This is a genomic window from Kitasatospora sp. NPDC057512 (assembly GCF_042802135.1).
In the GTDB taxonomy this organism is placed as follows: Bacteria; Actinomycetota; Actinomycetes; order Streptomycetales; family Streptomycetaceae; genus Kitasatospora.
In genome coordinates this window covers 1-10,415 of the sequence record NZ_JBHVET010000259.1, presented here as the reverse complement: position 1 = coordinate 10,415, position 10,415 = coordinate 1, and the positions used below count along the sequence as shown (strand labels likewise).

General features: G+C 76.7%; 10 protein-coding genes and 1 tRNA gene. 7 read left to right on the top strand and 4 right to left on the bottom strand.

The window, feature by feature from the left end; genetic code table 11:
• Both ACFU6K_RS18520 and ACFU6K_RS18515 read right to left on the bottom strand, forming a co-directional pair.
• The coding region (locus ACFU6K_RS18520; RefSeq protein ID WP_380664267.1) for a spermidine synthase at nt 1–818 on the bottom strand (818 nt) is incomplete at its 3' end.
• A 105-nt stretch (nt 819–923) separates the two neighbouring features.
• Nucleotides 924–1,439: a hypothetical protein gene (locus tag ACFU6K_RS18515; RefSeq protein ID WP_380664265.1), complete on the bottom strand. Its 516-nt coding sequence runs from the start codon at nt 1,437–1,439 to the stop codon at nt 924–926.
• A 262-nt stretch (nt 1,440–1,701) separates the two neighbouring features.
• Here ACFU6K_RS18515 and ACFU6K_RS18510 point away from each other — a divergent pair, with 262 nt between their 5' ends.
• Complete coding sequence (locus ACFU6K_RS18510; protein WP_380664263.1) at nt 1,702–3,324, top strand: tetratricopeptide repeat protein; 1,623 nt, start codon at nt 1,702–1,704, stop codon at nt 3,322–3,324.
• A 112-nt stretch (nt 3,325–3,436) separates the two neighbouring features.
• Here the strand turns inward: ACFU6K_RS18510 and ACFU6K_RS18505 are convergent, their stop codons facing one another.
• Nucleotides 3,437–4,093 carry a histidine phosphatase family protein gene (locus ACFU6K_RS18505; protein ID WP_380664261.1) on the bottom strand — a complete coding sequence of 219 codons (657 nt, stop codon included), beginning with the start codon at nt 4,091–4,093 and terminating at the stop codon, nt 3,437–3,439.
• 217 nt (nt 4,094–4,310) lie between these two features.
• On the opposite strand from ACFU6K_RS18505, the gene ACFU6K_RS18500 reads away from it, so the two are divergent.
• From ACFU6K_RS18500 to ACFU6K_RS18490, 3 genes are read left to right on the top strand one after another with little or no spacing between them, the layout of a single operon-like run.
• Nucleotides 4,311–5,555, top strand: coding sequence for a hypothetical protein (locus ACFU6K_RS18500; protein ID WP_380664259.1), 1,245 nt, complete (start codon nt 4,311–4,313; stop codon nt 5,553–5,555).
• On the top strand, nt 5,552–7,150 hold the full coding sequence (locus ACFU6K_RS18495) for a hypothetical protein (RefSeq protein WP_380664258.1): 1,599 nt from the start codon (nt 5,552–5,554) through the stop codon (nt 7,148–7,150). Before ACFU6K_RS18500 ends, ACFU6K_RS18495 begins: the two co-directional genes overlap by 4 nt.
• An 8-nt stretch (nt 7,151–7,158) precedes the next feature.
• The gene (locus tag ACFU6K_RS18490; RefSeq protein ID WP_380664271.1) at nt 7,159–8,511 is read left to right on the top strand and encodes an AAA family ATPase; all 1,353 of its coding nucleotides are present in this window, start codon (nt 7,159–7,161) and stop codon (nt 8,509–8,511) included.
• Between the two features lie 24 nt (nt 8,512–8,535).
• Here ACFU6K_RS18490 and ACFU6K_RS18485 read toward each other — a convergent pair whose 3' ends face one another.
• Nucleotides 8,536–8,862, bottom strand: a complete 327-nt coding sequence (locus ACFU6K_RS18485; protein WP_380664256.1) for a hypothetical protein — start codon at nt 8,860–8,862, stop codon at nt 8,536–8,538.
• A 308-nt stretch (nt 8,863–9,170) separates the two neighbouring features.
• Between ACFU6K_RS18485 and ACFU6K_RS18480 the strand changes: the two genes are divergently transcribed.
• The 3 genes from ACFU6K_RS18480 to ACFU6K_RS18470 all read left to right on the top strand — a co-directional run bounded on the left by ACFU6K_RS18480 (nt 9,171) and on the right by ACFU6K_RS18470 (nt 10,397).
• Nucleotides 9,171–9,524, top strand: a complete 354-nt coding sequence (locus tag ACFU6K_RS18480) for a hypothetical protein (RefSeq protein ID WP_380664254.1) — start codon at nt 9,171–9,173, stop codon at nt 9,522–9,524.
• 185 nt (nt 9,525–9,709) lie between these two features.
• Complete coding sequence (locus ACFU6K_RS18475; RefSeq protein ID WP_380664269.1) at nt 9,710–10,255, top strand: bifunctional DNA primase/polymerase; 546 nt, start codon at nt 9,710–9,712, stop codon at nt 10,253–10,255.
• Nucleotides 10,256–10,323: 68 nt separating this feature from the next.
• Nucleotides 10,324–10,397, top strand: a tRNA-Lys gene (locus ACFU6K_RS18470).
• Nucleotides 10,398–10,415: the final 18 nt, after the last annotated feature.

Sequence of the window (10,415 nt, the reverse complement as noted above, 5' to 3'; positions counted from 1 at the left end):
GCGCGGCCGTGTTCGACCCGGGCGTGGGCGGAGTCGGAGGCGGCGCGGCGGGTGAGTTCGGCGATCGGCAGCGGGGTGTGGGCGGCGGCGAGGACGAGGTTGCCGAAGCGCTTGCCGCGCAGCACGGCGGGGTCGGCGATCAGGCAGAGCTCGGGGAAGACCGCGGCGAGGGTGGCGACCTGGGAGCGGGCGAAGGGCAGGGCGCCGCCGTCGGCGATGTTGGCGGCGTACCAGCCGCCGGGGGCGAGGGCGCGGGCGGCGAGGGTGGTGAACTCGACGGTGGTGCAGTGGGCCGGGGTGCGGGCCCCGGAGAAGACGTCGGTGATCACCAGGTCGACGCTGTCCTCGGGGGTGCGTTCCAGCACGCTGCGGGCGTCCGCGCCGCGCACCTTGATCTGCCAGCCGCGTTCCAGGGGGAGTTCGGCGCGGACGAGTTCGGTGAGCTCGGTGTCGATCTCGGCGACCTGCTGACGGGAGCGCGGCCGGGTCGCGGCGGTGTAGCGGGCGAGGGTGAGGGCGCCGCCGCCGAGGTGCAGGACGGTGAGCGGGCGGCCGGGCGGGGCGACCAGGTCGATCAGGTGGCCGAGCCGGCGCTGGTACTCGAAGCCGAGGCGGGTGGGGTCGGCGAGGTCGACGAGGGACTGCGGGGCGCCGTCGATCAGCAGCGACCAGGCGGCGGGGCGGTCGCGGTCGGGGCGCAGCTCGGCGAGGCCGGAGCCGACGGGGCGGCTGAGCGGGCCCTGGGCGTGGGTGCGTCCGCCCGGTCCGGTGGTGGCCGCGGGTTCCGGGCCGCGTGCGGCTCTGCTGCTTCGTCCCATGGCGGCCATTATCGCCGCCGCCGGGGGACGTCCGCTGGTCAGGGGCGTGCCCCGGGGGCCCGGCCGGAGGGCGACCGGCCCGGCGGGGTCCGCGCGGCACGCCCGCTAGAACGGGCCGAGGCCGCCCGCGGTGAGTGTGCAGGCGGCCTCGCAGAGGGCGGATCGGAGGACCCAGGCGTCGGTGGGGCGGGCGGTGCGGCCGGCGCCGGAGGGCGGGATCACCCAGCGCGGGTCGGTGGCGGGAGGCACCAGGGCGCCCGCGGTACAGGAGCTGCCGGGCAGGTGCCAGGTCTCCCAGGTGCCGGCCGGGACGAGGAAGGAGACGGTGCTGCCGTTGCGGCTCTGCAGGACGACTCCGCAGGCGCGGCGCAGTCTCAGGATGTCGACGGCCTCCAGGCCGTGCCGCAGGGCGACGGTCACGGTGTCGCAGGCGCTGACGACGGTGCCCTCCTCGGGGGCGGTGCGCTCGCGCCGGTGGCCGCCGCGGGGGAGGCGGCCGCCTTCGGCCGGTCCCCGGCCGGAGAGCCGGTCGTCGGCGGGTTCGGGGAGCAGGGCGGGGGCCGCGCCGGCGAGCACTCCCCCGGGGACGAGTCGGTACTGCGGCAGTCCGGTGGCCATCATGCGCTCTCCTGTGCCTCGTCGGGTCCGGAAGCACAGCCGTTGGGAGGGGCCGCCTGGCTGGGACGGGCCGGGCGACGGCGTGGGCTTCTTCCTCGTACCAGGACAACGCGGGGGTCGTGGCGCAGGCCACGGGGCGCATTACAGCAAGGCATGGCATTTCATGGCGGATACCCCGCAACATCGCCCTTTTTACCCGGGTTTGACAGCAGATGTCCCACCAACCGAATGTGTCCGCTCGGTGACTCCGAGTACTCTCGGCGCCATGGCAGCCACCCCACCGGCCGAGCCGAACCGTCCGTCCCCCAACGCCGTGATGCGCGCACTGCGCGGCGACCGCTCACCCGGCGAGTTCGCCACGGCCGTCCGCAGGGCCGCCCGCGAGATCGGCGAGCACGTGTCCTGCGACGCCCGGTACGTCGGGCGGGTCGAGTCCGGTGAGATCCGCTGCCCCAACTACGCCTACGAGCGGGTGTTCCGGCACATGTGGCCGGACCGCGCGCTCACCGACCTCGGCTTCGCCCCCCGGACCTCCGTCCGCCGCCGCTCGGCGGACGGATCCGGCGGGCGGAGCGAACCCCCTGCGCTCCACCCGGCGTTCCCGCCCCCGCCCGCCCCGCGCTCACCACTCTCCACTCAACTCCCGTACGCTGCCTCGCCGTACGCGGATCCAGCCGCACCGGACGGGCCCCCGTGGCCGAGCCCCGGGGCGGTGCCCAGGGGGCCCGATGGATCGCCCAACCTCGACGAGGAGAACGACGACGTGCGTCGCCGTACGTTCCTGGCCGGCGGCACCACCGCGCTGGCCTCCGTGATCGGCATCGACCGACCGGCCTCGGCGGTCGGCCGGCCGGCCGGCGCCGACGGTGCCTCCGGTGCGCTCGCCGGCCAAGGCGCCTTCCCCGGTGCGGAGTTCACCGCGCCGTCGCTGCTCGGCGGCGAACCGCTGGTGCCCGGCCGGCCCGGGCCGGTGGGGCCGCTGCGCCGGGTCGGCGCCGCCGAGGTGCTCGGCGTGGAACAGGCCGTCCGGGAGATCCGGCTGGCCGACGACGCGCACGGCGCCGACGCCCTGTACGAGCTCGCCGGGCGGTCGCTGCGCGACGCGTACGTGCTGCTCAACGAGTGCGAGTACGGCCCGGAGACGGAACGCCGGCTCCAGACCGGGGCGGGCGAACTCGCCATCTCCGTCGGCTGGTTGGCCCACGACTCGAACCGGCTCGCGGACGCCCGCTCGTTCTACTCCGAGGCGCTCGCCACCGCCCGGATGGCCGGGGACTCCGCCCTGGAGGCGCACGTCTTCTGCAACAGCGCCTTCCTGGCCCGGGACGCCGGCCGCCCGCGCGAGGCGCTGCGCGCCGCCCAGGCCGGGCAGGTCGCCGCCCGGGGCCTGGGCTCCGAGCGGCTGCTCGCCCTGCTGGCCATGCGCGAGGCCGGCGCCTGGGCGCTGCTCCAGGACCGCGTCTCCTGCGAGCGCGCGCTCGGCCGGGCGTACGCCCTGTTCGACCGGGGGCCCGGCGGGCGGGACCCGGAGTGGATGTCCTTCTTCGGCGAGGCCGAGATCGCCGGCCTCCAGTCGCAGTGCTGGTCGGCGCTCGGCGACTGGGACCGCGCCAGCGAGCAGGCCGGGCTGGCGATAGCGCTCCAGAAGCCGCACTTCGTCCGCAACCGGGTGCTGTACACCGCCGAGCTGGCCCACGACCGGCTCGGCCGCGGGGACCTGGCGGGGGCGGCGCACCACGGCTCGGCCGCCGTCGCGCTGTTCGGCGCCGTCCGCTCGGCCCGGATCCGGAGCATGCTCGCGGACACCGCCGGACGGCTGCGCCCGCACGTCGCGGTGCCGGAGGTGCGCCGGTTCCTGACCGACTACGACCGGGCGGCGGCCGCCTGAGCCCCGCCGCCCGGCCCGGCCCCGGCCTCAACGGGCCCGGAGCGGGCCCCGGACCGTACCCCGAAGCGGGCCCCGGAGCCGCCCGGCCCGGCGGGCTCAGTGCACGGCGGGCTCAGTGCCCGGCGGCCAGGCCCTCCAGGTGGGACAGGTCGTTCCAGACCTCCACCGCCGGGGCGCCGTACTCCCAGGACAGCACGCACAGCGCGGCCGTACCGAGCTTGAACCGCTGGGCGTACTCGGGCGGCAGGCCCAGCCAGCGGGCGGTGAGGATGCGCAGCAGGTGGCCGTGCGCGAACAGGATCACGTCCCGGTCGGCGCAGTGCATCACGGTGGTGTCCTGGGCGGGGACGCCGTGCTCCTCGTTGAGGCCGGCCAGGAAGGCGTCCACCCGGGCGGCCACCTCGGAGAGCTTCTCGCCGCCGGGCACCCCGTCGCGCCAGATCAGCCAGCCGGGCTGGTCGCTGGACCGGATGTCCGCTCCGGTACGGCCCTCGTACCGGCCGTAGTCCCACTCCATCAGCTCCGGACGCTCCACCGCGCGGTCGCCGAAGCCGGCCAGCTCGCAGGTCTCCTTGGCCCGGCCCAGCGGGCTGGTGTAGACGAGCGCGTCCGGCAGCCCGTTCCAGGGGGCCTTGGCGAGGCGGACGCCGAGGGCCCGGGCCATCGCCCGGCCCTCCTCGGTCAGCGGGATGTCGGTGCGGCCGGTGTGGCGGCCGGTGGCGGACCACTCGGTCTCGCCGTGGCGGACCAGCACGATGCGGGCGGGCATGGGGACTCCTAGCGACGGGGCGGTGGCAACGGTCGGTCGGTCTCACCATTGAGCACCGGGCTCCATGATCCCCCACCCGGGCGGCGGGCACGATCGAGGGCCCGTCCCCGCGGCCGCGGACCGGGGGCGGCAGTTGTCCGGTTCCGGCCGCGGACCACCTGTCCAACGGCCGGTCCGCACCGCGTTGTCGGACCCGGATGCGACACTGGGCCGCACCATGAACGTCTCGACGAACGTCCCGCCGCGCGGGCCCGCTGAGCCGCTCGCCCGGCGGCTCGCGGAGCTGCGCGGACCGGCCCCGCAGCGCAGTCTGAACGCCCGCTCCCTCGCCGCGCTCGCCGCCAACCCGGGCTGCCACCGCCGCGCCGTGCTCGACGCGGCCGGAGTGGACAAGTCGGCGCTGGCGGCCCGGCTCGGGCGCCCCGCCCCCTTCGGCCAGTCCCCCTTCGCCATCGCCCGCGGCGTGATCTTCGAGTCCCGACTGAAGGCGGACGGCTACGCCCCGCTGCTGGAGCCGCTCCGCCACCACCTGGGCCTCCCGGTGGACGGCCACGCCCCGCTCCTGGTGCCGGACCTGCTGCACCGCTCGGGCCCGGCCGTGCGCGCCGACCGGACGGCCGAGGCACTGGCCCTGGCCGCCGCCGACCCGGAGGCCTGGACGCTGCTGGACCACCCGATGCTGCGCCTGGGGGTGGCCGGCAGCACCGCCTACCTGGAGCCGGACGCGCTGGTGGTGCACGGCGGGCGGTGCACCGTGGTCGAGATCAAGTCCTTCCCGGTGCTGGACGGCGGCGCGGACCCGGCCAAGGTCGGCGCCGCCGCCCGGCAGGCCGCCGTGTACGTGCTGGCGCTCCAGCGGCTCGCCGCCGCGGCGGCCGGGCAGCCGCTCGCCGAGGACCCGTACACCGAGCAGCGACTGCCGGGCAGTCCGCGCACCAGCGTGCTGCTGGTCTGCCCGAAGGACTTCGGCAACCGGCCGACCGCGGTCGCCGTGGACGTCCGTCGCGAACTGGCCACCACCCGCCGCCAGCTGGGCCGGATGACCGGCATCGGCCGGCTGCTGGCGGTGCTGCCGCCGGACGCCGACTTCGACCTGGCCGCCGACGAGGACGGCGCGCCGGCCCGGACCACCGAACAGCTGGCCGCCTCGGTCGAGGCGGTGCCCGCCGCGTACAGCCCGGACTGCCTCTCCACCTGCGAACTCGGCTTCCACTGCCGCGCCCGGGCCCGCTGCGGCGACCGGGTCGAGCAGCTCGGCCGGGGCGTGCGCGGCGAGCTGGGCAGCATCCGTACGGTGGCCGAGGCGCTGGCCGCCGCCGGCACCAAGAGCGAGGACCTGGACGGCGCGGACGACGCCGCCGAGCGCCTGGCCTACGCGGCCGCCCTGCGCGCCGAAGCCCTGGGCGCCGAAGCCCTGGGCGCCGGCGGTGTGGGGGCGGAAACCCGAGGGGCTCGCGCATGAGTCTGCTCACCACCCTCGCCCGGCTGGAGGCCGTCCGCAGCGGCCGGGCCGAGCCGCTGGCCACCGTCCGGCACCGGCACCTGTCCGACCGCCCGATGGTGCTGGTCCCGCTGACCGCCGCCGGCGAGTCCGGCGCACCCCTCGCGGTGATGCTCGGCACCGACCGGGACGCGCCCCGGCTGCACCTGGTGCCGCAGCCGCTCAACCGCACCCTGCGGTTCGACTTCCTGGCCGAGCTGGCCGCCGACCTGCTGCCCTACCTGGAGTCCTTCGCCGAGGACGTCGAGCAGATCGAGGGCTCCGAGAAGGACCCGGAGACCGGCGAGAAGACCCAGGTGTTCCGCGAGCTGTGCGCCGACGCCCCGCAGCTGGTCGTGCCGAACGGCGCGGGCGTGCACCACCTCGCCCTGATCGGCCGCTCGACCCGCTTCCGCCGCACCGCCGAGGACGAGGAGCCGGGCCCGTACCCGGCGCCGGTCCGGGTGCCGCTGCTCGGCCGCTGGCTGACCCACCTCACCGACCGCGCCCAGGTGCCCGGCTCCTCGCTGCTGCTGCCGATGACCGGCCTGCTGGCACGGCACTGGGCGACCGGCCAGAGCCACCTGGAGGACCAGCACCTGGCGGCCCGGCTCGCCTGGCACCGCCCGCCGCCCGGCCTGACCGGCGCGCAGGCGGCCGAGCTGGCCGAGTCCGCCCGGGACGACCGGGGGCAGCTGCTGCACCCGCCGGCCGGACCGGCCACCGACCCGCGCTTCGACGAGTTCGTGCTGGCCCCGGCGATCGCCCGCTACGACTCCGCGGTGGGCGCCCTGCGGCACAGCACCGAGCAGCGCGACGAGGCCGCCGCCGGGCGTGCCCGGGCGGCCGTACGGGCGGCGGTGACGGCACTGGAGGAGGCGCTGACGTCGGTCCTGCTGCCCACCTGGCGGGACGTCTGGCAGGGCCTGGACCTGCTGCGCGCCCTGCCGCCGGGCGATCACCTGGCGGAGCGCTGGACGGGCGACCGCTGGTCCTACACCGGCCACCGGGACCGGCTGGCGGCCGGCGAGCCGCCGCAGCCCCGGCAGGACGACGCCGTCACCGCCGCCCGCAAGCTCGCCCAGCGCGAACGCGAGCAGGCCCGTCTGGACGTCCAGGAGGCGCTGGACGACCCGCTGGCGATGGCCGAGCACCGGCTGTCCGGCGAGGCGTTCAGCGGCGTGGTGACGGAGGTGGTGCCGGACTGGGACACCACCGGCCGCTCCCCCAAGCCGCGTCCGCTGGTCACCCTGCGCACCGCCGACCGCCCGCACGCGGACCTCGGCCGGGAGGTGCACCGGGTGCACGGCCCTACCCCGCAGAAGGCCGAGATCGTCGCGGTGGACACCACCGAGGGCACCCTGACGCTGCGGGTGCTCTCCGGCATGGGCCGCCGGAAGGAGCCGGAGCCGGGCAGCCTGCCCGAGCCCGGCGAGCCGGTCACCTTCACCCTGTTCGAGCTGACCGTCCGCCAGTCCGCGCCGCTGCCCGAGCCGGACGACACCCCCTGGACCCACGGCGGCCCGCCCGGCGCCGCGCCCGTACCCGCCCCGTCCGCCTCCGAGGAGTGGGAGTGAGCCGTCCGATGACCCCCGAGCAGGCCCCGGGCGCGGCCGCCGACGCCGCGGTGGCCCGGATCCTGGCGGCCACCGTCCGTCCGCCGGCCGGCGCCCCGCGCGGCGTGGTGGTGGACTCCCCGCCCGGCGCCGGGAAGTCGACGCTCGTGGTGCGGGCCGCGCGCGAGCTGGTCGGCGCCGGCGAGCGGCTGATGATCGTCGCCCAGACCAACGGCCAGGTGGACGACCTGGTGGGCCGACTGGCCGAGAAGGCGCCGGAGCTGACGATCGGCCGGCTGCACGCCGCGGACTCCCGGCCCGGCCCGGAGGTGCTGAAGCACGCCAACGTCACGCCCTCCGACAAGGTCGCCGACCTGGTCGAGCACGACGTGGTGATCTCCACCTCGGCCAAGTGGCAGTGGGTGCGGACGGAGGCCCCCTGGCGGCACGCGATCGTCGACGAGGCGTACCAGATGCGCTCGGACGCCCTGCTCGCGGTGGCCCGGCTGTTCGAGCGGGCGCTGTTCGTCGGCGACCCGGGCCAGCTGGACCCGTTCACCGTGGTCGGCACCGAGCAGTGGGCCGGGCTGTCGTACGACCCGTCCGGCAGCGCGGTGGTCACCATGCTGGCGCACAACCCGGAGATCGAGCCGCACCGGCTGCCGGTCTCCTGGCGGCTGCCCGCCAGCGCCGCGCCGCTGATCTCGCGGGCCTTCTACCCGTACACGCCGTTCCGCTCCGGCACCGGCCCGGACGACCGCCGGCTGACGGCCGCCGTCCGCCCGGACGGCTCGGCCCTGGACGCGGTGATCGACCGGGCCGCCGAACACGGCTGGGCCCTGCTGGAACTGCCCGCCCGGCACACCGTACGGACCGACCCGCAGGCCGTGGCGGCCGTCGCGGCCACCGTCCGCCGGCTGCTGGAGCGGGGGCTGACCGCCCACTCCGAGCAGGGCGGGGCGCCGCTCACCGCGGACCGGGTCGCCGTCGGCACCGCCCACCGGGACCAGGCGGCGGCCGTGCGCGCGGCGCTGCTCAAGGCGGGCGTGCCGGTGGACGGCGCGGCCGGTCCGGCCGTCACCGTGGACACCGCCAACCGCCTGCAGGGCCGCGAGTACGACGTCACCGTGGTGCTGCACCCGCTCTCCGGGCGCCCCGACGCGACCGCCTTCCACCTGGAGACCGGCCGGCTCTGCGTGCTCGCCTCCCGGCACCGGCACGCCTGCATCGTGGTGGCCCGGGCCGGGATCGCCGAGCTGCTGGACGAGCACCCCGCGACCGAGCCGGTGCAGCTGGGCGTCCCGGTGGCCTTTCCGGACGGCTGGGAGGCCAACCACCAGGTGCTGGAGCACCTGGGCCGCCACCGGGTCCACCTGCGCTGAGGCCCGTCCGGCCGGCCGCCGGGGTCAGTCCTCGGTCTCGCAGACCGCGTAGGCCACCACCGACCCCCGCTCCGCCTGCGCGCTCCAGCCGCGCGCGTCGGCGGTGGGGCCGTCGGCGCGCACCGGACCGTCCGCGTCGGGCTGGAGCCGGTAGCCGCCGCCGGTCAGGTGGGTGCCGGCCGGGCAGGTCGCCGTCGAGACGCCGCCGGGGGCGCTCGGCTCCCCGGTGACCACCAGCGCCGTCTCGGCGGCCGCGGCGGGCGGGGCGACGGAGGCGGCGACCGCGAGCAGGACGCCCGGCAGGGACAGGACGGACAGGGCGAGGGCCGTGAGGCCTCTTCTCACACGCATGGGGTTCTCTCCGGTTTCATCGGCTTCGTCGGCTTCGTCGGCTGTATCGGCTGTATCGGCTTCGTCGGACAGCCCGGGCGCACCGGGTGCACCGGGCGCACCGGGCGCACCGGGACAACCGGTTCGCATGCGATCCGGAAGCGCGGCGCACGAGTCGCGCGCCCGGCGTGCGCCGGGGAATAGCGCTCGCGTGCGCACCGTTCCGCTACCGGCCACCGCCGCGAGACAATGGACGGCGGCCACGACCGGGCGGCGCAGCCCGGAGCAGATTTCCCCCACCCCCACCCGAGACCCGGAGGTGTCCGTCCATGCCCGACTCCCCAGAGTCGTCCGAGCCCACCAGGCGCCTGCGTCCGGTGCAGCTGCTGTTCGAGCCGCAGTCCGCCGAACCCGAGCCGGAACGATTCTTCGACCTGGAGTCGATCGAGGACCCGGCGGAGCTGCTGCGCCGCTCCACGGAGCTGGCCCTGGCCTTCCGGGCCGCCGCCGAGCGGGCCACGGACTTCCAGGCGGTCGCCGCCGCACAGCTCGCCGACCCGCGCCGGTTCGACGCGCTGTCCGACGCCGAGGTCGCCCAGCGGGCGGACTGGACCCCGGACTACGCCGCCAAGATGATCGAGTACGGCCGCACCCTGCTCCAGCCGCGCCGGCACGAGGACTGACCGCCCGCGGCCGGACACGGGCCCCTGGCATATGCGCGGCGGGGAAGGGTACGCCGTCCCCCGCCGCGCTGTCCGGCGAACCGCGCTTTCCGTCGCACCGCGGGCGCGCGCCGCGCAGGCTGCTCTCCGTGGAGATCTGGACGCAGCAATCGGAGACGCGGCAGTCGGTGTCGTACCCGTCGGTGATGCACCCGTCGGTGGAGTGCGTCGGCGCGGCCGGGGAGGCCTGGCTCGCCTCCGCCAGCGAGTACCCGCGCAGCATGCGCGCCCTGTGGGAGAGCCGCCCCTGGGCGCCCTCGGTACTGCCCTGCGGGCGCGCCTTCGACGTGATCAGCATGCCGGCGCTGTTCGGCCGCCGGGTGCTGGACGAGCTGTGGGCCTCCGGGCCGGGCTGCGGGCCGGTGGCCGTCCACCGGGGGCGGCTGCTGCTGTTCGTCCAGCCGGGCGCGGCACCCCGGCTGCGCCGGCTGCTGGCCTGGGAGGAGTGGGCCCGGGACGTGCCGCCGCTGCTGTGCCACGGCAAGGGCGACGCGGTGACCGTGCCGCCCCTGCAGCGGATGGTGAACAGCCCGGACTCCCCCGGGCAGGGCGCCGGCCGGTGGATCGTCGCGCCGGAGGGGCGCGATCCCCGGCTGCCCGGCGCCGCGGTGGTGCTGTGGGCCTGCGTCCGGGCGGCGCGCGAGCCGGGCGCGCCGCTTCCCGCCGGGGCGGCCGTCGTGACCGGGGGGTGAACGCGGGGCGACCGGTATTCGATTTTGGCTCGGCCGCACGGCGCTGCTAGAGTCTTCTCTGTCAGCAGGCGCCGCTAGCTCAGTTGGTTAGAGCAGCTGACTCTTAATCAGCGGGTCCGGGGTTCGAGTCCCTGGCGGCGCACAGACAGCCGGAAGGCCC

Bases quoted from the DNA above. Each gene is read 5' to 3' on its own strand.
- ACFU6K_RS18515 (WP_380664265.1), bottom strand. From the start codon at position 1,439: ATGATGGCCACCGGACTGCCGCAGTACCGACTCGTCCCCGGGGGAGTG.
- ACFU6K_RS18510 (WP_380664263.1), top strand. From the start codon at position 1,702: ATGGCAGCCACCCCACCGGCCGAGCCGAACCGTCCGTCCCCCAACGCC.
- ACFU6K_RS18505 (WP_380664261.1), bottom strand. From the start codon at position 4,093: ATGCCCGCCCGCATCGTGCTGGTCCGCCACGGCGAGACCGAGTGGTCC.
- ACFU6K_RS18500 (WP_380664259.1), top strand. From the start codon at position 4,311: ATGAACGTCTCGACGAACGTCCCGCCGCGCGGGCCCGCTGAGCCGCTC.
- ACFU6K_RS18495 (WP_380664258.1), top strand. From the start codon at position 5,552: ATGAGTCTGCTCACCACCCTCGCCCGGCTGGAGGCCGTCCGCAGCGGC.
- ACFU6K_RS18490 (WP_380664271.1), top strand. From the start codon at position 7,159: ATGACCCCCGAGCAGGCCCCGGGCGCGGCCGCCGACGCCGCGGTGGCC.
- ACFU6K_RS18485 (WP_380664256.1), bottom strand. From the start codon at position 8,862: ATGCGTGTGAGAAGAGGCCTCACGGCCCTCGCCCTGTCCGTCCTGTCC.
- ACFU6K_RS18480 (WP_380664254.1), top strand. From the start codon at position 9,171: ATGCCCGACTCCCCAGAGTCGTCCGAGCCCACCAGGCGCCTGCGTCCG.
- ACFU6K_RS18475 (WP_380664269.1), top strand. From the start codon at position 9,710: ATGCACCCGTCGGTGGAGTGCGTCGGCGCGGCCGGGGAGGCCTGGCTC.